This window comes from Variovorax soli NBRC 106424, from assembly GCF_001591385.1.
Classification (GTDB): Bacteria; Pseudomonadota; Gammaproteobacteria; order Burkholderiales; family Burkholderiaceae_C; genus Variovorax; species Variovorax soli.
Genome location: NZ_BCUU01000018.1, coordinates 1 through 21,588, shown reverse-complemented (window position 1 = coordinate 21,588; position 21,588 = coordinate 1). Strand labels below are relative to the sequence as shown.

General features: G+C 66.8%; 14 protein-coding genes. 2 read left to right on the top strand and 12 right to left on the bottom strand.

Annotated elements, in window-relative coordinates; translation table 11 throughout:
* Positions 1 to 628: 628 nt before the first annotated feature.
* On the bottom strand, positions 629 to 1,054 hold the full coding sequence (locus tag VSO01S_RS07955) for a hypothetical protein (protein ID WP_153305164.1): 426 nt from the start codon (positions 1,052 to 1,054) through the stop codon (positions 629 to 631).
* 733 nt (positions 1,055 to 1,787) lie between these two features.
* On the opposite strand from VSO01S_RS07955, the gene VSO01S_RS07950 reads away from it, so the two are divergent.
* Positions 1,788 to 7,205 (top strand): autotransporter outer membrane beta-barrel domain-containing protein, encoded by a 5,418-nt coding sequence (locus VSO01S_RS07950; protein WP_161944422.1) that lies wholly within the window; start codon positions 1,788 to 1,790, stop codon positions 7,203 to 7,205.
* A 324-nt stretch (positions 7,206 to 7,529) separates the two neighbouring features.
* On the opposite strand, the gene VSO01S_RS07945 is transcribed toward VSO01S_RS07950, so the two are convergent.
* The 11 genes from VSO01S_RS07945 to VSO01S_RS07895 form a co-directional block, all read right to left on the bottom strand.
* On the bottom strand, positions 7,530 to 8,801 hold the full coding sequence (locus VSO01S_RS07945) for a porin (protein WP_068641271.1): 1,272 nt from the start codon (positions 8,799 to 8,801) through the stop codon (positions 7,530 to 7,532).
* 261 nt (positions 8,802 to 9,062) lie between these two features.
* On the bottom strand, positions 9,063 to 10,259 hold the full coding sequence (locus tag VSO01S_RS07940) for an acyl-CoA dehydrogenase family protein (protein WP_068641270.1): 1,197 nt from the start codon (positions 10,257 to 10,259) through the stop codon (positions 9,063 to 9,065).
* Between the two features lie 21 nt (positions 10,260 to 10,280).
* Positions 10,281 to 11,066, bottom strand: a complete 786-nt coding sequence (locus VSO01S_RS07935) for an SDR family oxidoreductase (RefSeq protein WP_068641269.1) — start codon at positions 11,064 to 11,066, stop codon at positions 10,281 to 10,283.
* A 25-nt stretch (positions 11,067 to 11,091) separates the two neighbouring features.
* Positions 11,092 to 11,988 carry an alpha/beta fold hydrolase gene (locus VSO01S_RS07930; RefSeq protein WP_068641268.1) on the bottom strand — a complete coding sequence of 299 codons (897 nt, stop codon included), beginning with the start codon at positions 11,986 to 11,988 and terminating at the stop codon, positions 11,092 to 11,094.
* A 2-nt stretch (positions 11,989 to 11,990) separates the two neighbouring features.
* On the bottom strand, positions 11,991 to 13,325 hold the full coding sequence (locus VSO01S_RS07925) for an alkyl sulfatase dimerization domain-containing protein (RefSeq protein WP_306301705.1): 1,335 nt from the start codon (positions 13,323 to 13,325) through the stop codon (positions 11,991 to 11,993).
* Complete coding sequence (locus VSO01S_RS07920) at positions 13,316 to 14,578, bottom strand: alkyl sulfatase dimerization domain-containing protein (protein ID WP_068641267.1); 1,263 nt, start codon at positions 14,576 to 14,578, stop codon at positions 13,316 to 13,318. The genes VSO01S_RS07925 and VSO01S_RS07920 overlap by 10 nt, the downstream gene beginning before the upstream one ends.
* A 65-nt stretch (positions 14,579 to 14,643) precedes the next feature.
* On the bottom strand, positions 14,644 to 15,471 hold the full coding sequence (locus tag VSO01S_RS07915; RefSeq protein WP_068641266.1) for an SDR family NAD(P)-dependent oxidoreductase: 828 nt from the start codon (positions 15,469 to 15,471) through the stop codon (positions 14,644 to 14,646).
* A 46-nt stretch (positions 15,472 to 15,517) separates the two neighbouring features.
* Positions 15,518 to 15,922, bottom strand: coding sequence for a MaoC family dehydratase (locus VSO01S_RS07910; RefSeq protein ID WP_068641265.1), 405 nt, complete (start codon positions 15,920 to 15,922; stop codon positions 15,518 to 15,520).
* Positions 15,923 to 15,939: 17 nt separating this feature from the next.
* The gene (locus tag VSO01S_RS07905; protein ID WP_068641264.1) at positions 15,940 to 16,377 is read right to left on the bottom strand and encodes a MaoC family dehydratase N-terminal domain-containing protein; all 438 of its coding nucleotides are present in this window, start codon (positions 16,375 to 16,377) and stop codon (positions 15,940 to 15,942) included.
* A 27-nt stretch (positions 16,378 to 16,404) separates the two neighbouring features.
* Positions 16,405 to 17,589 (bottom strand): lipid-transfer protein, encoded by a 1,185-nt coding sequence (locus VSO01S_RS07900; protein ID WP_068641263.1) that lies wholly within the window; start codon positions 17,587 to 17,589, stop codon positions 16,405 to 16,407.
* Positions 17,590 to 17,624: 35 nt separating this feature from the next.
* Positions 17,625 to 18,767 (bottom strand): acyl-CoA dehydrogenase family protein, encoded by a 1,143-nt coding sequence (locus VSO01S_RS07895; protein ID WP_068641262.1) that lies wholly within the window; start codon positions 18,765 to 18,767, stop codon positions 17,625 to 17,627.
* Positions 18,768 to 18,983: 216 nt separating this feature from the next.
* Between VSO01S_RS07895 and VSO01S_RS07890 the strand changes: the two genes are divergently transcribed.
* Positions 18,984 to 21,588 (top strand): winged helix-turn-helix domain-containing protein (locus VSO01S_RS07890; RefSeq protein WP_068641261.1); only part of this gene is annotated, 2,605 nt, incomplete at its 3' end.

Sequence of the window (21,588 nt, the reverse complement as noted above, 5' to 3'; positions counted from 1 at the left end):
ATCCGAATCCTGTTGTCGCTGCCGGCCAAATTGGCATCCAGCTGCTGGCGTGGGCTCAGCGATTCGAGGGCCCCTCGAATAGCCGATCGATGATTTCTCAAGAGCCACTTCGATCGATTCCTTTGAGCAGCATCACCGTTGAAGCTGCTGCTCCAACGAAATTGAAACTGCAACCGTCCATGGTGCAACCGCTCAAGTTCAATGACGCACTGCCCGCATAGACGAGTTCGCAATTGACGAATCTAGCGCCCCTGCAGTCGAGATAGTCCAAGATGACACGTTGCCTGCGTACCTCTCCTCGGCAATTGCTCCTGGCAAAGGGGATCCACCAGCAAGACCGGCGGGCGAGGATGACGATTTCGACGAGCACAAGGCACCCCTAGCTGTCGGAAGGCACGATGGACGCGGCCGAAGGCGGTGTAACCAACTTGGTCGGGAGCCCCTCGAATGCCCGCCGCATCTCGCGTGACCGTTCGCAATCGCGGCGAGCACGGCGGCGCCTCTTGATAGCTTGCGCCGCACTGCATCCGATTTGCACTGACAGAGTGATGCCCAAGACCAATGCAACGAGTAGAAGAATATCGAGAGTCGACACGAGCCAGACCCTGATGAATGAGGCCAAGGGCTTCTACGCCGGGGGCGGCTCTTGAGACCAGGCGGAGAACTCGTAGTAGTCGGTATGGCCGCAAGGTTCAGCCGAAGACTCCGCATGGAGATACAGCGCTCGCCGCCGGTTGTGCATCAGGAACGCACAGAATGCTTCCATGGCCCCCTCGGACACGATGGAAGGGATCATGTCCCCTTCGTTGATGCCTTCGCCACCAACGACAACCCGCGTCTTGGTGTCATGGCAAAGGAGGTTGTACTTCCGAGGGGATGCCCTTCTGAGAAGAATCTCCTCCGAACCGAAGTAGTGGGCGTTGGATGCCTGTACAGCATCCGCCGCATCATGGCCGAGAAAGCATTCCGCGCTTGCGTTCAGCAGGGGCGCGTTCAGCGGAACTTTCGTCATGCATTTCCTCAGGCTCGAAGCGAAGACGCTGCGATGGGTCATCTTGCTCCCAACATGCGGAATCACCTAGAAGTTTCTTGCGCTCAAGGTAGGGTGGCTGGCCACTTGAGGGGGGCAGGGCCAACACAAGCGGTGGCGCGAGGAACCCTGACGCGCGACACCTCAACAAGATCATGCTCAAGGAAACCACGCGTCAAGGACGCGGTGGGCTCCGGCGCGATCAAGGTGCAGGGCAACGAAGGCAAGCTGGAAGAGCTGATGTCCTACCTGACAACTTCGATTTCTGGCGCGTGATCATCACGCCCTAAGGTTTGCTGTCAGTAGCAGGGGAGGTTGGCCCTGTGACCATCGGTCATAGGGCCTTTTAGTATGGTATCCACGATGGGCAATTGCCGCCGACCGGCCGGTTTCGGCTCTCTGGCTACTGCAGTTCAAGACGGCTCCGCAGCGAAAGCCGCTGAAGGGGAGGGCAGGCCGAATCTGCGGCTTCGTGCCCTGAGCCGACGTTTCCAAGCTGCAGTCGACGGTGAAGTACGTCTCTATCGTGTCGACAACGGCGGGGGATCGCCCTGCGAACTGAACCCTAATTCGTAGGAAATGCCGCCCCTTGCGCAATCGCGAGTGGGGATGATAGAAACGCCGCGGCAGCGATTCAGGAATCCGACGGGATTGCGAAGGTGTACGACAAGGAGTGCCAGCGACCATGTCTTTGCTTCCAGTGCCGCCGCCGCGGAGGCAGCGCACAGACCCTCGGGGTCGCCGACGTATCGCCCCATTGACCCGCCAAATCGCCGCCGTCTCGGCGTTTGTCGTCGCGGGCCTCTTCGCATCGATGAGCTCCAGGCTTGCCAGGGCAGATTGCCTGCCCAACCCGCCAGCCAACGGCCAGACCGTCACCTGCACTGGACCCGCGCCTACGACGGTACCGCTCGATGCGTCCGCGGCATCCGGCGTGACGGTCAACATCAACGCCGATGCGGTACTCACCGGGAGCACCAACCTCATCACGCTGGGGCCGGGCGCGCAGCTGAACAACTTCGGAAGCATTCAACCGGTATCCACAGGTGCGGGAAGCATCGGCGTGGTCGCCCTCGGCGCCGACAGCGTGCTGCGCAACTTCGGGACACTCACAGCGACCGGATTCAACGCCCTGACCTTTGCCAGCATCGGGGCCAACAGCGTACTGCGCAATGAAGTCGGCGGGCGAATCAACGTCAACGGCGACCTCGCCACCGGCCTGATGGCCGCCAGCACCGATGGCAACCAGCTGATCAACGCAGGGCAGATCACGCTGAACACCTTCCAGGGTTCGGGGATGTATGCACAGCAGACCAACCGGACGGTGCTGACGAACACCGCCACCGGCGTCATCGAATCCAACCTGAACGAAGCCTTCGGAATTGCGGCCAGCGGCGGAATCGGCCACGTGCTGCGCAACGACGGCACCATCGTGACGCGGGGCCAGGCCTCGCACGGGATGCTCTTGCTCGAAGCGAGCGACTCGTCGATGACCAATGCAGGATCGATTACCACCTCCGGCGGCGCCTCGGAACTCGACAACCGTGCATTTGGCATGTTCGTGTTCAGCGGCCAGGGCAACACCCTGCAGAACCTGGCCGGCGGCGTCATCACCGCCAGCGGGCTCGGCTCCAGCGGCATGGAAATCGCCGAAAGCACCAACAACCTGCTGCGCAACGGGGGAACGGTGAACGTCAGCGGGACGGGAGCGCATGGCCTCTACGTGCTTTCCGGCGCGAACAACACACTGGAAAATCGCGGCACCGTCAACACCAGCGGGCAGCGCGGCAACGGCATGCGTGCAGATGACGGCAACAGCACCATCATCAACAGCGGTGATCTCCTCGTTGGAGGGCGGGACGCCTTCGGCGTCTTCATGCAGGGCGACAACAACGCGCTGTTCAACAGCGGCACGATCCGGGCATCGGGCATCAATGCCGATGGGGTGCTGTCCAACACCGTCGCAGGGGCCTTCGTTGCAAGGATCGAGAACACGGGCTCCATCATCAGCGAGCGCAGTTTCGCGGTGCGTGGGGTGAACGGCCAGGAGAACCTGATCAACTCCGGCGTCATCCGCAGCGATGTCGGCACCGCAATCGACCTGCGTGCAGGCAATGACTCGCTGACCTTGCGAACGGGTTCCCAAGTGACCGGACTCGCCGACGGCGGCACGGGAACCGACGGCGTGATCCTCGAGGGGGCAGGCACCGCTTCCAACGCGTTTGCCAACTTCGAGACTTTGCGGATGACCGGGACCGACTGGACCTTGTCGGGCAGCGGCGCGTTCGGCAACACCCAGGTCGAGAGCGGCGTGCTGCGCGTGAGCGGCACGCTGACCAGTCCTGTCACTGTGCAGGCAGGAACCCAACTGCATATCGGCACCGGTGCAGCGAGCGGCACCGTGGCAGGCAACATCACCGACAACGGCACGGTCGTTTTCAATCGAAGCGACGCAGTCAACTACGGGGGTGTCATCAGCGGCAACGGGTCGGTGACGAAGAACGGCGTGGGAACGCTGACCCTCACGGCCAACAACACCTACACCGGGGCGACGATCATCAACCAGGGCGTGCTGGCCTTCAACAACCCCAATAACCTGGGTACGCTCGGAAACCCGCTAGTGTTCAATGGCGGGACCCTTCGTTACCTGGCATCGACGTCCTTCATTGGCCGTCCCGTGACGTTGCTTGCAGGCGGTGGCACCATCGACACCAACGGCTTCTCAAACGAGTATCGCGGCGTTGCCAGCGGAGCCGGCGCCATGACGAAGATCGGGGCCGGCACGCTCTCGCTGACCGGCAACAACACCTACACCGGCGGCACCACCATCTCTGCGGGCACGCTGCAGGTGGGCTTGGGCGGCACCACCGGGAGCCTGGCGGGCAACATCGCCAACAACGCCGCCCTGGTCTTCAATCGCAGTGACGCACTCACCTATTCAGGCGTGATCAGCGGGACCGGAACCCTGACCCAGTCCGGCACCGGCATCACGACGCTCGCCGGCGCGAACACCCTCACGGGCGCGACGACCGTCAGCGCCGGCACGCTGCGGGTCAACGGATCGCTCGCCAGTGCTTCGACGACCGTCCAGAACGGCGCGACGCTGGGCGGCACCGGCAGCATCGCCGGCGCGGCGACGGTCCAGAACGGCGGCCATCTCGCACCGGGCGCCAGCCCGGGCATGCTGACCATCGGCGGCGATCTCTCGCTGTCGGCCGGCTCGGTGCTCGACTACGAACTCGGCCAGAGCAACCTGCCGGGCGGCGCGTTCAACGACCTGAGCGTGGTGGGCGGCAATCTCTCGCTCGACGGCACCTTGAACGTCACGCAGCCGGCCGGCGGCAACTTCGGTCCGGGCGTCTACCGGTTGATCAACTACGGCGGCACCTTGAACAACCAGGGGCTCGACCTCGGCGCGATGCCCGCCGGCGGTCCGTTCTTCGTGCAGACCTCCGTGGCGAATCAGGTGAACCTGGTCAACACGCAGGGCCTGATGCTGAACTTCTGGGACGGGAACAACAGCGCGCTGTTCAACAACGCCACCGTGAACGGCGGCTCGGGCACATGGCTGGCAACGCCCGCGATCGACGCGTGGACCGAGGGCACCGGCACGGTGAATGCATCTTGGCAGCCTAACGGCTTCGCGGTCTTCCAGGGCACGCCCGGCATCGTCACGGTGGACAACAGCGCAGGCGCGGTGACTTTCAGCGGCGCCCAGTTCGCAGTCGACGGCTACACGGTCATCGGCCAGCCGCTGACGACGACGACGCCCGACACCATCATCCGCGTGGGTGACGGCACTGCCGCGGGCGCCGCGATGACCGCCACGATCGGTGCGGTGATCCAGGGCAGCGGCGGCCTCGACAAGACCGATGCCGGAACGCTCGTTCTCACCGGCAGCAACACCTACACCGGCAACACCTCCATCAACGGCGGCACCCTTCAATTGGGCGATGGCGGCACGACGGGAAGCTTCATCGGGGATGTGTCGAACAACGGCACGCTGGCATTCAACCGCTCCGATGTGCTCACCTTCAGCGGCTTGATCTCCGGCACCGGGCGGGTCGTCCAGCAGGGCACGGGCACGGTAACGCTCGCACCCTCGTCGGCTGGCGGCAACACCTACGCGGGCGGCACCCTGCTCGCGCAGGGCGTGCTGGCCATGCCGGCCGACAACGTCCTCGGCGCGCCCACGGGCGGCGTGACTTTCAACGGCGGCACGCTGCAATGGCTGGGCAGCTTCGAGTTGTCTGCGACGCGGCCGGTCTCGATCGAGGCCGGCGGGGGCACGCTGGACACCCAAGGCTTTGAAGCCATCGTCGAGCAAGGCATGACGGGTGCTGGCGCCCTGACCAAGGCAGGCGCAGGAACATTGATTCTGCAGGGGGCCAGCACGTATGGCGGCGGTACGACAGTGAGTGCGGGAACGCTCGTGGTCGGAGACTCGACCAGCCCCGGCGCCGCGCTGAGTGGCGGCGGCACGGTCCTGGTCAACCCGGGCGCGACACTGGGTGGCTACGGCAGCGTGACCGGCGACGTGGTGAACAACGGTGTGTTGAAGGTGGCCAATGCGATTGCGAGCGCGACAGTGGCCCCCCCTGCAGCCACCGCGTCCAGCAAGCCGGGCGTGCAGTCGCTTGCCAAGCCAGCGATCTTGGATGGCGGCAACGGCGGCTTCACGATCAATGGCACGCTGCAAAACGCGGGACTGGCGCAGGTCCGCGCCGTCAGCGGAACGCCCGGCAATACGCTGACCGTCAACAGCTATGTCGGCGCGCCCGGCAGCCGTGTGGCGCTCAACACTGTCCTGGGGGTCGACAACTCGCCGTCCGACAAGCTGGTCATCAACGGCGGCAGTGGGAGCGGGGCGTCAACGCTGCAGATCACCAATGCGGGTGGGGGCGGAGCGCTCACGACGGGCGACGGGATCGTGGTGGTCGATGCAGCCAATGGCGCGACGACAGCGGGTTCGGCGTTTGCGCTGGGCGCGCGGGCGGCGGCCGGTGCGTACGAATACCTGTTGGTCCGGGGCGGGACGACGAATGGCGAGAGCTGGTTTTTGCGAACGACCTTGCCGCTGACGGCTCCAGGAGCTGCGGCACCGCCTCCGGCGCCTGCACCACCCGATGGCTCGCCGCGATCCGTCGCGCCAACAGTGCTGTTGCCCAACTACCGTGTCGAAGTCCCGCTCGACATGTCCCTCCCCGTGCTCGCGAACCGGCTTGGCATCGCCATGCTCGGCACGTACCACGACCGCGCAGGTGAGGACAGCGTTACCGCGACGAGCGAAGGCCTCAGCCGCATGGGCGCCTGGGGGCGCGTGTTCGGCGCCAGCGGCGAAGCTCGCAATGGCAGTGCCAGCACCAACCCCGATCGCCTCGACGACTTCACGCACAACGGCCCGTCCTACGACTACAACGAAGCGGGTGTGCAGACCGGCATCGAGCTGCTTCGCCGTGTCGACGCTTCAGGGCAAAGCGATGTCGCGGGCGCATACATCGCCATGGGCCACATCGACAGCAACGTCGATGCCGTCTACGGAGGCTCGGCCGGCACGGCATCGATGTACGGCTACTCGCTTGGCGGCTACTGGACGCGCAAGGGCGCTTCGGGCTGGTACGTCGATGGCGTGCTGCAGGGCACGCGCTACGACAACGTCAAGACGAAGTCGATCTTTGCCGAGAAGCTTGAAACCGATGGCTGGGGCGTAGCGGCCTCGCTCGAGGCCGGCTACCCCTTCGTGCTCGCACCGGGCTGGGCGCTCGAGCCGCAGGGCCAACTCGTCTATCAATGGACGAAGCTCGAAGACAGCGCCGACAGCTTCGCCCGCATCTCGTTCGACGACACCAGCACCTTCTATGGCCGCATCGGCGCGCGACTGACGCGCCGCGTCGCGCAAGGCGAAGCGCAAGACCTCACAGCCTGGGCACGCCTGAATATCTGGCATGCCTTCGACTCCGACGCGACAACCAACTTCGCGAGCCTGCAGGGCTTTAATCCGGTGGCGCTCAGTGCACCGATTGGCGCCTCGACCTGGGCGCAGGTCGGCGTCGGTCTGTCAGGGCAAATCGCGCGCAACGCGAGCGCGTTCGGCTCTGTGGACTACAACCGCTCGCTGGACGGCGCCAACAGCGACGGCTGGAGCGGCCGCGTGGGCGTTCGCTTCAAATGGTAGGGAGGCGCATAGCGGCGGCGCAAGTTGCAGCCACTCGCTAGCCTTCGGAGCCGGAATGGCGGCGGCGCGCAAGGGATCTATGTCTGCCAACACCTTGGAATCGGTCGTCGATTCTGAGATCTTCACGCTGCGTGAAGCGACGGCAATCTCTTCGAGGCGGTAGGAAGCTAGCTCCCCGCAGCGAGCGCGTTGAATTCTTGCCTCAATCCCTCAATCCCGCAGCTCACTTTCGCTTGGAAAACACCTGCCATGCGAGGCTAGGCGCCGAGCATAGCGCCCGCCAGCCGGCCCAGCATAGCTGGATGGGACCGGCTGCGCGATGCACTAGAACGAGTGACGAATGCCGAAGTCGTACCCGTAGCCCTTGTCGGCACGATAGCCGGGCGCTGACGAGTTGACGATGTTCGTGTAGCCAGGGGTGACATCCGCCGAGGAGACGTTGACCACGCCGACGGCCGCTCCATTCTTGTTCTTCGTATAGGCGAAGGTCGAATAGAGCGCTGTTCGCCTGGACAGGTTGTACACATAGCCCAAGGCGAACTTGTCGGCCTGCGGCTCGGACGTTGCCAATGGCACCGTCCCTGTCTGCGTGAAACTGGAGTACTTCGCCTTCACCTGCGCGTACGACGCCTTGATCATGCCCGGGCCCACCGGGACGCTGACGCCGACCAGGAAGTTCGTGCTGTCCACATCTCGTTGGGGCGTCAGCGTCGGCGTGAACGGAAAGCGCGCCTGATTGGCGAAGTCCGTCTTGACATCGACCTGCGAGTACTCGCCGTACAGCTTGACAGGACCGAAGTCGTAAGACGCGCCCAGGTTGAAGGTGTTGACGTTGGTGGTGAAACCGAAGACGTAGTTGTCGCCGATGGTGCTAACTCCATAGGCCGCTGCGACATCCACCGCGCCGTTGGCATATCCGAAGCGCCCGCCTACGTAGCGTGCCGTTCGTGAATTGTTGGAGGCAGCAGGGTCGTTCTGGATGGCATCCGATTGAACGTTCTCGTTGAACGCGTACATCGCCTGGCCGTAGAAACCGCCAAGGCTTGCCGGCAGGAAGTAGCCCACCGAGTTGCTCTTGCGCGCGTAGTTGCCACGATTGAGCGTCAACGTTGGCAGGGCGCCCCCCAGGGTCTGGGCGATCAGACTTGTTCCGACACCGGAAGTGGTAAACGGGTCGAAGATGGCATCGTTCCAGAACGTCGGGGTGTAGTCACGGCCCAGGCGCACCTCACCGAACCGCCCGGACAGGCTCACAGTCGAGCGACGATCGAAGAGCAGTGGCCCGCGACCAGCGATTCCTGAATCGTTCCAAAGCGTCGCTTCGAGCCAGAAGCCGGCGGAAAGGCCTCCACCCAGGTCTTCCTGGCCGCGAAACCCGATTCGGGAGCCGGCAAGGTTGCTGTTGGACAGCGCCCATTGGCTTTGCTTGAGGTCGGGGCGTGGTGTTGTGCTGGGCACGCCTTTGCTGTCGAACTTGCTGGTTTGCTCGTAGTAGCTGACAGCTGCGTCCAGAACTCCGAAGAGCGTGACGGAGGATTGCGCAGACGCCGCGCCGCAAGTTGCCAATGCGGCCAGCGCGATGAGGGATCTTTTCATGAGGGGATGAGCTCTGTGGTGGTTGCGAGAACGCAGTGAAGTTAGCTGGCCCCCTCCTCGCAATGCCCACCCTATCCGGGGAGGGCGGGATTCCCCCACTCTGAGCTTCAACGGCAATCCTGACCGCGTGCAGGCTGCCGCCGCACTAACCGTGGGTGTGGCCGCGTTCAAAGTGGCAAGCCATGACCTGCGGGACACGGCCTGGCCCGCATGATCTCGTCGCGCAGCGTTGTGCCGCACGGGTAGCCCTCAAGTGCCGGCTCAGCCGGCGTACTTGGCCAGCTCCAGTTTGGCCAACTGGTTGCGATGCACTTCGTCGGGCCCGTCGGCCAGGCGCAGCAGGCGTGCGGTGGCGTAGCTGCGCGCCAGTCCGAAGTCGTTGCCGGTGCCGCCGCCGCCGTGCGCCTGGATGGCCCAGTCGATCACCTGGCAGGCCATGGCTGGGGCCGCCACCTTGATCATCGCGATTTGCACCTTGGCGGCCTTGTTGCCCTGTTCGTCCATCACGCGGGCGGCATCGAGCGTGAGCAGCCGCGCCTGATCGATCAGGATGCGCGATTGCGCAATGCGCTCCAGCGTCACGCCTTGCTCGGCTACCGGCTTGCCGAAGGCGACGCGCTCGCGCGAGCGGCGGCACATGCGCTCCAGCGCGCGCTCGGCCAGGCCGACCAGGCGCATGCAGTGGTGGATGCGCCCCGGACCTAGGCGGCCCTGCGCCATCTCGAAGCCCCGGCCTTCGCCCAGCAGCATGTTGGCCGCTGGCACGCGCACGTTCTCGAACAGCACCTCCGAGGCGCGGTCAGGCACTCCGTAGAAGCCGAATACCGGCAGCGGCCGCAGCACCTTCACGCCAGGGGTGTCCATGGGCACGAGGACCATGGACTGCTGTCGATGCCGGTCCGGGTGTTCCGGCGCGCTCTTGCCCATGAAGATGGCGATGCGGCAACGCGGATCGGTCGCGCCCGTGGTGTACCACTTCCGCCCGTTGATCACGTAGTCGTCGCCGTCGCGCACGATCGAGGACTCGATGTTGGTGGCGTCGCTGGAAGCCACCTGCGGCTCGGTCATGGCGAAGCAGGATCGGATCTCGCCGCGCAGCAGCGGCATCAACCATTGCTGCTGCTGCCCCGGCGTGCCGTAACGCGCCAGCACCTCCATGTTGCCAGTGTCGGGCGCGTTGCAGTTGAAGACTTCCGGCGCCAGGTGCGAGCGGCCCATGATCTCGCACAGCGGCGCGTAGGCGCGGTTGTCCAGGCCGGCACCGAAGCGCGTGTCGGGCATGAAGAGGTTCCACAGCCCGGCGTCACGGGCCTGGGCCTGCAGTTCCAGCACCACCGGCTGGACGGCCCAGGGGCCGAGTTCCTCGGTCTCGCGGAAGAAGCGCTCCTCGTTCGGGTAGATGTGCTGATCCATGAAGGACCGCAGGCGTTCGGCGTAGGAAGTTGCATTGGTGTGCATACGGAAATCCAATAGCAGCGCTTACATCACTAGCGACATGCCGCCATCGACAGCCAGCACCTGGCCCGTGACGTGCGCTGCGGCATCGGATGCGAAGAAGATGGCGGCGGCCTTCAGATCGCCCTCGCGGCCCAGGCGCCCGGTTGGCGTGCGCGAAACGAAGTCGGCCTCCACCGTGCCCAGCGAGCTGTTCATGCGAGAAGGAAAAGGCCCTGGCGCGATGGCGTTGACGGTGATGCCGTAGCGGCCCCACTCGGCTGCCAGAGCGCGCGTCATGTGCACCGCTGCCGCCTTGCTGGTGGCATACGCCGCCATGGGCGGTCGGCCGCCGACGGGCATACGGGTGCGCAGGCCCAGGATGGAAGCCACATTGATCACGCGGCCCCACCCGCGCGGGATCATGCTGCGTCGTGCCAACTCCGCGCCGAGTTCGAAAGGTGCCTCGGCGTTCAGGCGCATCAGCTGGCGCAGCCGTTCGGGCGGCATCTGCTCGGCCGGCTCGGCCCAGCCGCGCCCGGCGTTGTTGACCAGCACGTCCACCGCGCCGTAGTGAGCCAGCACGGCATCGGCCAGCTCGCGCGGGCCTTCGGGCGCAGCCAGGTCGTTGGCCACCGTCAGCACTTCGGCGCCCTGGGCCTGCAACTGCTCGCGGGCGGCGGCCAGGTCGTCGGGCTTGCGCGCCGAGATGGCCAGGCGCGCGCCCATGGCAGCCAGGCCAGAGGCGATTTCCAGGCCCAGGCCGCGGCTGCCGCCGGTGACCAGGGCCACGCGGCCTTGCAGGCCGAAGAGTTGTTGGGGTGTGTTCATGTGCTCTTGCTTTCGTGATGCGCGTTCAGGCGAAGTGCTCGCGCAGGCGGCGCATCACCCATGCAGGTTCCTCGTGCGCGATCCAGTGCGTGCAGTGCGGCTGGCGATGCACTCGCAGCTGAGGCACGAAGGCCTCCAGCCTGTCGATGCAGCCGGGCAGCAGGTAGCGGTCGCGCTCGCCCCACAGCACCAGCGTAGGCATGGGCACGCGCAGCTTCTCCGGCTCGGCCAGGAAGGCAGCCCGCGGATCGGACTGGGCGGGGTGCAGAGGCGAGGCGCGGTAGTAGTTCAGGCCGCCATTCACAGCACCGGGCTGCGACCACGCGGCGAGGTATCGGCCCTGCACCTCGTCGTCGAGCCAGGCAGGCAGGGCGCCGCCGGGTTCGTCGGCGAACATGTCCAGCAGGTAGGCGCAACCATCGCGAGTCAGCAGCTGCGCCGCATCTGGTTGGCGAAACAGGTTGATGTAGTCGCTGGCGTTGCGTTGCGCTGGCGATTGCGCCAGCTCGCGTGCGAACACGGCCGGATGCACGCCATTGAGAATGGCCAGGCGCCGAACCCGCTGCGGGTGCGCCAGCACCAGCGAGTAGGCAATGGAGGCGCCCCAGTCGTGCCCCACCAGAAGAAAGTCTTGGTAGCCCAGCAATTCGGCCAGGGCCACGATGTCCTGCGCCACGCGCGGCGCGCGGTAGTCGCGCAGCTCGGCGGGCTTGTCCGACAGGTTGATGCCGCGCGTGTCCGGTGCGATGGCGAAATGGTCGCGGCCGAACTCGCGCAGGTAGGGCTCCCAGGCCCACCAGCATTCCGGAAAGCCGTGCAGGAAGACGATGAGCGGCCGGCCGCGCTCGCCGCACGCGGCGTAGTGTAGCGACAGGCCATCGCCGGGGCCGCGGTGCAGCGTGATGGGAGGTGCCGTGGTCATCGTCAGTCCCACGAGAAGTCCGAGGGCGGGTCCTGCGCCCGGGTGGCACCGATCGGCTGCCCGCGCAGGTCCTCGGCGCAACTGCGCAGGATCTGACGCGACACGACCGAGCTGCATTGCAGCGAGCGCGCCTCGCACAGGCTGGCCTTGAGTTCGCGCGCCGCTGCCACCACCGGCTGCTGCGGGTCGGCGTCGGCCAGCAGGTCGACCACGTGCAGGGCCAGCTGGGTCTGGCGAGCATCGGCCAGAGCCTGCGCATGGGCCAGCACGGCGGCGGGGTCGCCCAGGGCTTCGAACACAGCGCGCGCGGCCTCGGCTGGTGGCGCGGGATGCAGGTTCGTGGGGTTGCGGTCCCACCAGCCGTTTTCGCTGCGCCAGATGTCGCGCACGATGTAGTCGGGGCTGCCGTAGATAGGGCGCATGAACTTGTGGCCGAAGAGCTCAGGCGGGTAGTGCATGTCGGCCAGGATCTCGCGCTCGCTCATGCCTGCGTTCATGCGCTGCACCACGGCGCCGCGCAGATAGTGCAGGGCGCGGATCGGCATCTGGAAGGCCTCTTCGATCTCCTGCGCTTCGGTGATGGGCCGGCCGAACTCGGGCAGCACCATGGCCGGGCGCAGCGCGTGCAGACGCTCCAGCGTGGCGGCCCAGCGCATTGGGTCGCGCAGCGTGCGCAGCGGCGTCCCGATGTTGGGAATGCTGCGGATCATGGACGGGCCGCCGTACAGGAAGCGCTCGGCGGGCAGCCACACGGCCAGTGCGTCGTCGGTTTCCGAGGGTGCGGCGATAAGCTCCACCTGGCGGTCGCCGCCGTCGATGAGCAGCGTGTCGTCGAAGCTCATGTGCGGCATCGGCAACTCGGCCGCCGTGGCGGGCGGCAGCGGGCGGCGGAACTGTCGGCTGTTCAGCCAGGCCTGAAGGCCAGCGGTTTCCAGGTAGCGCCGGTAGCGCCGCGCGAGGTTGCGCTGCGCTATCAGCAAGGGCGGTGGTTCGTTGCGCTCGGCCGCGTCCTGAAGCCACAGCGGCACGCCCGCGTTATAGCCGCCGTGGCCGTGGCTGTAGACGATGGCCAGTACGCGCTGTTCGGTGATGGTGCGCAGGTGCGCGATCATGCCGCGCGTGACCGGCCCGCCGGGGCCGGCGTCCACAACCACCACGCCGCGCGCGGTCTCGAGGGCCAGCGTGTTGCCTTGGCCGCCGAGGGTATGCACGCCGGGCACCAGGTCGCGCATGCGCTGCGCACCCGCGAGAACGCCGGTGCCGCTGCTTGCGGCGGGTTTGGACTTGGCTTGTGGGGTCGCGCCTTCATCGGCCGAGGCGATGGCGTTCATGCCCATGGTGTTTCCTCCTTGCGTGCTTCGGTGCCGCCGATGGGCTGGCCCAGCAGATCGTCGGCGGAACTCAGGTACAGGTGCCGCGAGACCACCGAGCTTTGCTGCGCGGCGCGTTCGCGGCACAGGCGGGCCTTGAGTTCGCGCGCGGCGCGCAGCGGCACCTCGTCGCCTGGTGCCAGGGCCAGCAAGTCCACCACGTGCAGGGCAAGTTGCGTCTGGCCTGTGTCGGCCAGCTGCTGCGCATGAGCCAGCACGCGCTGCGCATCGGGCAGGGCCGCGTGCACGGCGCGGGCGGCGTCGGCCGGCGCTGCCGGGTGCAGGTCGGTGGCGTTGCGGTTCCACCAGCCGTTCTCGCTGCGCCAGATGTCGCGGATCATGTATTCGGCGCAGCCGTACACCGGCTTCATGAAGGGCCCGTTGAAGAGCTCGGGCGGCAGCGACACGTCATGCACGATGTCCAGCTCGCCCATGCCGGCATTCATGCGGCGCACGACTTCCACGTGCAGGTAGCGCATGGCCTGCGCCGGTGTGTTCAGCGCGTCGCGAATCTCGTCGTCGACCACCAGCGGCTTGCCGAATTCGGGAATGAGAACTGCCGGCTTCAGCGCCAGAAACATCTCCAGCGTTCGTGCCCAGCGCAGCACGTCGCGCTGGATGCGGTAGGGCGAGCCCGAGTTGGGGCAGGCCTTGATGAAGGCGTTGGAGCCGTAGAGCGTGCGCGAATCCGGTATCCACACGGCGGTGCCATCGTCCGTTTCACCGGGGGCGTGCAACAGCTCCACGCCGCGGTCGCGGCCCACGATCAACAGGCGCTCAGCGTAGCTGCGGTCGGGCAGACGGAACCAGTGCGCCGGCGGCTGCGCCGGGTAAGGGGTGCGGAACTGGCGGGTGTTGGTGTAGGCCTGCAGGCCAGCGGTTTCGCGGTAGCGGCCGTAGCGATGCGCCACGCGCTCGTGCGCCAGCACCTGCGGCACCGGTTCGCCGCGCGCGGCGGCATTTTCCAGCCACAGCGACACGCCGTTGTTGTAGCCCATGTGGCCATGGCTATAGACGATGTGCAGCACCGGCTTGTCCAGGGCCTCGCGCACCTGCGCAATCATCCGCCGTGTGATGGCGCCCCCTGGTCCGGCGTCCACCAGCAGCAGGCCCTCGCCCAGGTCCACCACCAGGGAGTTGCCCTGGCCGCCCACGGTGTACACGCCGTCGGCGTGGCGCACCAGCCCTTGCTTCATCATCAGAATGTCGTTCGCGTTCATCGCGCTTGTCTCCTTGCCCGGCATGGCGCCGCGCGCGAGGCGCGGGCCGCCGCTTTTCGCTTGCCTTACTGGGGCGAGCCTGCCACCGCGATGGTCTGGCCGGTGATGTAGTTGGACTCGGGCGTGCAGAACAGGTACACGGCGCCGGCTGCTTCCTCGGGCGTGCCGCCCCGGCCCAGCGGGTTGGTCTTGGCGTGCATCTTCAAGAGCTCGGGGTTCAGGCCCACGCGGATGTCGCGTCCGTCGATCTTCACCGTGGCGCCAGCATGCGCATCGGCGTTGGTCATGCGCGTGTGGATCAGGCCGAAGGCCACCGCGTTCACGTTGACCTTGAAGCGGCCCCACTCGCGGCTGAGCGCGCGCGTCATGCCGATCACACCGGCCTTTGCCGACGAGTAGTTCATCTGCCCGGCGTTGCCGTTCAGGGCCGACACCGAGGAGATGTTGACCACCTTGCGGAACACCTCGCGATCCGCCTCGGCATCGGTCAGCGCCTGAGCCTTGATGACGGGGTAGGCCGCGCGCAGGATGCGGAAGGGCGCGGTCATGTGGCAGTCGATGATGGCGTACCACTGCTCGTCCGTCATCTTCTGGATCACGTCGTCCCAGGTGAAGCCGGCGTTATTGACGATGATGTCGATGCCCTTGTAGGTGTCGACGGCGGTCTTGATGTAGCGCTCGGCGAAGTCCGGCGCACTCACGCTGCCGGCGCAGGCCACGGCCTCGCCTCCGGCCTTCTTGATGATCTCCACAGTTTCCTGCGCGGGGTCGGCGTCCAGGTCGTTGACGACGATGCGTGCGCCTTCGCTGGCGAGCTTGAGGGCAATGGCCTGGCCAATGCCGCGGCCCGAGCCGGTGACGAGGGCGACCTTGCCTTCGAGTTTTCCTGCCATGTCAATGTCTCCTTGGGTGCAATGAAAGTGATGTGTGGGCGGGCTGTCAGAGCGCGATCTCGGCGTCGCCGACGATCTTCTGTTCCCCGTATTGATTGGTGGTCTGGATCTGCACCTTGGCGCGGCGTTCGCCCTGCACCTCGACGATTTCGACCACCTTGCCGCTGCAGGTGATGCGGTGGCCCAGGTGGGTGATGCCGGTAAAGCGCACGCCGAAGCTGCGAATGCGCCGCTGGTCCACCCACTGCGTGAGCAGGCGGCCCAGCCAGGCCATCGACAACATGCCGTGCGCGAACACGTCGGGCATGCCGGCAGCGCGGACGAAGTCGATGTCGATGTGAACGCGGTTGTGGTCGCCCGAGGCGCCGGCAAACAGCGCCAGCATGGTGCGGTCGACTGGCGGCAGGGCCAGGGGCGGCAGGCTGTCGCCCACTTGAAGCGTGGTGTTCATGTGATGGTCTTTCGGCTCTAGTTCTTGTGCACGATCACGCTGCGCAGGTCGGCCACGTGCTCGCCGCGCTGGTTGGTCACGCGCGATTCCTTCACCACGAAGCTCAGCGCGCCGCCCTTCTTGCTGTAGATGTCGGTGATGCGGCCTTCGAAAGTGAAGGTGTCGCCCGCGTATGCCATGCGGTGATACGCAAACGTCTGCTCGCCGTGCAGGATGCGTTCGATGCGAATGCCGATGTCGTCGCGCCAGGCCGAGCTGGGGCTTTCCAGTTCCAGCGAGAACAGGAAGGTGGGCGGCAGCGGCAGGCCCGGGTGACCCGCATCGCGCGCGGCCGATTCGTCGATGTAGATCGGGTTGGTTTCGCCAATGGCCTGCGCGAAGAATCGCAGCCGTCCCGCCTCAGCCGTGGCCTGGAAGGCGGGCAGCTTCAGCCCGATGTGCTTGGGGTCCAGCATCTGAATTGCTCCTTGAGGTTGTGGGCCTCAGGCCTTCTGGTAGATGGTGACCACGCCCGCGCCGCCCAGGCCCAGGTTGTGCTGCAGCGCGATGCGCGCGCCTCCCACCTGGCGCTGCTCGGCGGTGCCGCGCAGCTGGTGCGTGAGCTCGTAGCACTGCGCCAGACCCGTGGCGCCCAGCGGGTGGCCCTTGGACAAGAGGCCGCCTGAGGGGTTGACCACCCACTTGCCGCCATAGGTGTTGTCGCCGTCGTCCACCAGCTTGGGGCCTTCGCCCTCGGGCGCCAGGCCCAGGCCTTCGTAGGTGATCAGCTCGTTCTGCGCGAAGCAGTCGTGCAGCTCGATCACATCCACGTCCTGAGGGCCCACGCCGGCCTGCTCGTAGGCCAGGCGCGAGGCGTCGCGCGTCATGTCGAAGCCCACCACGCGGATCATGTCGCGCGAGTCGTAGGTGCTGGGCGTGTCGGTGCTCATCGACTGGCCGGCAATGAAGACGTCGGTGCGCAGCCCGTGCTTCTTCGCATAGCTTTCCGACACCAGCACCGCGGCAGCGCCGCCGCAGGTGGGCGGGCAGGCCATCAGGCGCGTCAGCACGTTTTCCCACAGCCAGGGCGTGGCCAGCACTTCCTCGGCCGTCACTTCGTCGCGGAACACCGCCAGCGGGTTGCGCGCGGCATGGCGGCTGGCCTTGGCGCGGATCTTGGCGAAGGTCTCCAGCTTGGTACCGTACTTCTGCATGTGCGACAGGCCGGCCCCCGCGAACTGGCGAATCGCCGCCGGAATTTCCGGCTGACCCACCAGCTCGTCGGTGAGGTCGAGCGCGCGCTCCAGCGCCGATGCGCGGTCGGTCCACACCGACTTGAGCGCGCCGGGGCTCATCTGCTCGAAGCCCACCGCCAGCGCCACGTCCACGGCGCCGCTTTGCACAGCCTGGCGCGCCAGATACAGCGCAGTGGAGCCGGTGGCGCAGTTGTTGTTCACGTTGATGACCGGAATGCCGGTCATGCCCACGCGATACAGCGCCTTCTGGCCCGAGGTGGAGTCGCCGTACACGTAGCCGGCATAGGCCTGCTGCACTTCGCCGTAGTCGATGCCGGCATCCTGCAGCGCGAGGCGGATGGCCTGCTCGCCCATCACGTCGTAGGGCTCGCTGGCACCGGGCTTCTTGAACTTGATCATGCCGACGCCGGCGACGAACACATTGCGGGTCATTGGAAGGGTCTCCTTGTTTTTTGGGGAAGGTGGAATCAGAGCTTGCGGGCGATGAGCTCGCGCTGGACCTCGCTGGTGCCGCCGTAGATGCGCGTGACGCGCATGTCGACGAAGGCGCGGGCAATGGGGTACTCGAGCATGTAGCCGTAGCCGCCGTGCAGCTGCACCATCTCGTCGATGGCGCGGCCCAGCGTCTCGGTGGAAAAGAGCTTGGCGATGGCCGCCTCTTCCAGCGTGAGGCGGCGGCGCATGTGCTCGCCCAGGTAGTAGTCGACCATGGTGCGCACGGCCACCGCCTGCGCCTTGATGTCAGCCAACTTGAACTTGGTGTTCTGGAAGTCCCACACGGTCTGGCCGAACACGCGCCGGTCCTTCACGTAGTCGAGCGTGTGCTGCAGGCAGGTTTCCAGTTGCGTGGCCGCGCCCAGCGCGATCAGAAAGCGCTCCTGCGGCAACTCGTGCATCAGCGCGTACATGCCTTCGCCTTCACCGCCCAACCGGTTGCTCACCGGCACGCGGACGTTGTCGAAGAAGAGCTCGGCCGTGTCCTGCGCGGGCTGACCCACCTTGTTCAGTTTGCGGCCGCGCCGGAACCCGGCCCGGTCGGCTTCCACCAGGATCAGGCTCATCGCCTTGGAGCCGCTGCCCTTGGGGTCGGTCTTGCACACCACCACGATCAGGTCTGCCATCAGGCCGTTGCTGATGAAGGTCTTGCTGCCGTTGATGACGTATTCGTCGCCCTCGCGCACGGCGGTGGTGCGTACGCCCTTGAGGTCGCTGCCGGTACCCGGCTCGGTCATGGCAATGGCCAGGATGGTCTCGCCGCTGGCGCAGCGCGGCAGCCACTTCTGCTTCTGCTCTTCCGTGCCCAGGCGCTGGATGTAGGGGGCGATGATGTCCGAGTGCATGCCGAAGGTTGGGCCGGTCACGCCAGCGCGCGCCATCTCTTCGGACAGCACCGCTGCATGGCCGAAGTCGCCGCCGCCGCCGCCGTATTCGGTGGGCAGCATGGGGCACAGCAGGCCTTCGCGGCCGGCCTTGCGCCACAGCTCGCGATCCACCTTGCCGGCTTGGGCCCAGGCGTCGGTGTGGGGCACGCATTCGCGCTCGATGAAGCGGCGTGCCGTGGTGCGAAACATCTCGTGGTCTTCGCGGTAGACGCTGCGCTGGACCTCCATGGTGGGACTCCTTAGGTTGGGGTGGCTGTCGATGGCTCAAAGTTATTCGCGAGGGGCTTTTTGCGCCCTACCCATTGCGGGTAGGCGGGTGGCCGCGTGGGTGTGATGCATGCGAGCAGGCTGCGCATCGGGTGCGTCCCGACTGCAAGGCGGCGCCTGCTGCCGCACAATGCCGCAGGCCCGGCGGGCATCGCCGAGCACTGATTGCCCGTTTCCATGGCCTCTTCCAAATCCCTCCAGCCACCGCGCAGCGCGGTCGCCGACCGCCTGCTCGATACGAAGCTGGTGCCGCCCAAGGCGCCGCGCCGCATCGCCGGGCGCGAGCGGCTCATTGCGCAATTGCTGGAGGCGCGGCGCAAGCGCTGCGTAGTGCTGCAGGGGCAGGGCGGCTGCGGCAAGACCACGCTGCTGATCGCCTGGCGCCAGGCATTGCTGCCGCTGGGCTTCGACGTGGCGTGGCTGAGCCTGTCGGAGCGCGACGATGACCTCACGCGCCTGCTCGATTGCCTGCTGGCGAGCCTCGCGCAGATCGACCCTGCCATGACGCGCGAGGCCAGCCTGCTGACCGACCCCGGCGCGGATGCCGACAGCGCCGAGCGCGCCATCGTGGCGCTGGTGCGCGGCATTTCTGCCCATCCGCGCGAGGTGGTGCTGATGCTCGACGACCTGCACCACCTGGGTTCGCGCGCGGCCCTGTCGGCGCTGCAGTGGATGCTGGACTTTTCGCCACCCAACCTGCACCTGGTGCTGGCTTCGCGCGGCACGCCGCCGTTGTCGCTGGCGCGGCTGCGCGCACAGGGCCTGGTGCTGGAACTGGACATGCGCGAGATGCGCTTCACGCCCGAGGAGTCGCTTGCTTTCCTGCAAGCACACGCCGCCGGCATCGGCGAGCGCGACGCGCAACTGCTGCACGAGCTGACTGACGGCTGGGCCGCCGGCCTGCAACTGCTGTCGGTGGACTGGAAGAAGCGCCAGGAGCGCGGCGGCCGGGGCGCCGCGGCGCCGCTGGAACTGGCGCGCGCGCAATTGCAGGACGCGCGCGGCTTCGCCGACTACTTCGAACACGAAGTGATCGCGCAATTGGCGCCGACCGAGTTGGAACTGCTGGTAGGCGCGTCCATCTGCAACCGTTTCGGCCCCGCGCTGTGCGCTGCCCTTACCGGCCGCACTGGCGCCGATGCCGAGGCTGCGAGTCTGCTGCAACGCCTGGTGGCCGACGACCTCTTCGTTGCACAGGTGCAAAGCAAGCAGGGCGAGAGCTGGTACCGTTTGCACCCGCTGCTGCGCGAGACCCTGCGCCTGCGCTTCGACCAGCGGTCCGAAGACGAGCGGCGCGCACTGCACCTGGCGGCCTTCCGTTGGTTCGATGCCCACGGCTATCTGGACGAAGCGGTGGAACATGCGCTGCTGGCCGGTGAGACCGAGACCGCCGCCGCCCGCGTGGAGCAGGCGGCGCAGCCGCTGTCGGCGCGCGGCGAGCTGCGGCGCCTGTTCGGCCTGTTGCGCCAGCTGCCGCAAGCGCAGATCGAGTCCCACGTGGACCTGCAGCTGTGGAGCCTGCGCCTGCTCATGGCCGCGCGCGAGATGCAGGCGTGCGCCCAGATCATCGAGTGCTTGCTGGCGCGCAGCGGCGAGCTGCTGCCACGCCAGCGCCACATCCTCACGCTGATGCGCGCCACCCTGGCCGTGCAGCGCGACGACAGCGAGGCTGCCACCGCGTTGCTGCCGCAACTGCTGGCCATTCCGGACACGGTCGAGGCCTTTTCACTGGGCGGCCGCGTCAACCTGCTGTCGTGGATCTACCTGCAGCTGGGCGAGTACGAGCGCGCCCGGCAGGTGCAGGCAAACACGCCGCCGCTTCTGGTCGACGGCGTGCCGCTGCTGGGCACCGCCTCGGGCAGCCTGCAGGGCCGCTGCCTGGTGGGACTGAGCCATGCGCTGGAAGGCCACATCGCCCAGGCCGAGCGCGTCTACGGCGAGGTGCTGCATGAGTCCGAATCGCGCGGCCGCGCCTTCGTCGAGCCCGCCTGCATGGCCGCCGCGCTGCTGGGCGAGGCCTTCTACGAGCGCGGCGACATGGCCGGCGTGCTGCGCCTGCTGGAAGCGCGGGTGGAGGTGCTGGAACGCTTGTCCATCCCCGACTCCATGCTGCGCGTGATGACGGTTCTTGCCAGCGCGCACTGGCTGGAAGGGCGCCGGCTCGAATCCTTTGCCTACCTGGAGCGGTTGGAGGACCATGCGCAGCAGCTGGGGTTGGACCGGCTGCTGGCGCATAGCCTGCATGCGCAGATCCAGCGCCGCCTGGAGTTGCAGGACTTCGAAGCGGCTGATGCGCTGCGCGGGCGAATGGAGGCGTTGCACCGCAAGCATCCGCGTGCCGAGCGCGGTGCCTCTGGCGAGGTGGCGCTGATGGCGCAGCGCGCCCAAGTGCTATGGGACCTGGCGCATGGCGACCTGGAGCATGCCGCCACCCGGCTGGCGCCCCTGGTCAATCTCGCCGTCACGCGCGGCGACCAGCGCCTGACGGCTCAGTTGCGGCTGCAGATGGCCATCGTCGAGCATCGCTGCGGGCGCGCGCCGCGTGCACGCGCGCAGCTGGAAGAAGCGCTGCGCCTGGGGCACCGGCTGGGCCTGATGCGCAGCCTGCTGGACGTGGATCCGTTCGCGCTGGAGCTGATGCGCCTGGCTTGCGCCGAGCCCGATTTCGACCCGGTGCTGCGCTTTTTCGCCGAACGGCTGGAGGGCGCGGCGCGGCCGGCCGAGCCGGCTCCCGAACGCGCTGTGGCGCCCGGCACGCGCGCTGGCGGCGCCAGCGCCGCCG

Coding starts and splice junctions, on each gene's coding strand:
- VSO01S_RS07955 (WP_153305164.1), bottom strand. CDS start 1,054: ATGACCCATCGCAGCGTCTTCGCTTCGAGCCTGAGGAAATGCATGACG.
- VSO01S_RS07945 (WP_068641271.1), bottom strand. CDS start 8,801: ATGAAAAGATCCCTCATCGCGCTGGCCGCATTGGCAACTTGCGGCGCG.
- VSO01S_RS07940 (WP_068641270.1), bottom strand. CDS start 10,259: ATGCACACCAATGCAACTTCCTACGCCGAACGCCTGCGGTCCTTCATG.
- VSO01S_RS07935 (WP_068641269.1), bottom strand. CDS start 11,066: ATGAACACACCCCAACAACTCTTCGGCCTGCAAGGCCGCGTGGCCCTG.
- VSO01S_RS07930 (WP_068641268.1), bottom strand. CDS start 11,988: ATGACCACGGCACCTCCCATCACGCTGCACCGCGGCCCCGGCGATGGC.
- VSO01S_RS07925 (WP_306301705.1), bottom strand. CDS start 13,325: ATGGGCATGAACGCCATCGCCTCGGCCGATGAAGGCGCGACCCCACAA.
- VSO01S_RS07920 (WP_068641267.1), bottom strand. CDS start 14,578: ATGAACGCGAACGACATTCTGATGATGAAGCAAGGGCTGGTGCGCCAC.
- VSO01S_RS07915 (WP_068641266.1), bottom strand. CDS start 15,471: ATGGCAGGAAAACTCGAAGGCAAGGTCGCCCTCGTCACCGGCTCGGGC.
- VSO01S_RS07910 (WP_068641265.1), bottom strand. CDS start 15,922: ATGAACACCACGCTTCAAGTGGGCGACAGCCTGCCGCCCCTGGCCCTG.
- VSO01S_RS07905 (WP_068641264.1), bottom strand. CDS start 16,377: ATGCTGGACCCCAAGCACATCGGGCTGAAGCTGCCCGCCTTCCAGGCC.
- VSO01S_RS07900 (WP_068641263.1), bottom strand. CDS start 17,589: ATGACCCGCAATGTGTTCGTCGCCGGCGTCGGCATGATCAAGTTCAAG.
- VSO01S_RS07895 (WP_068641262.1), bottom strand. CDS start 18,767: ATGGAGGTCCAGCGCAGCGTCTACCGCGAAGACCACGAGATGTTTCGC.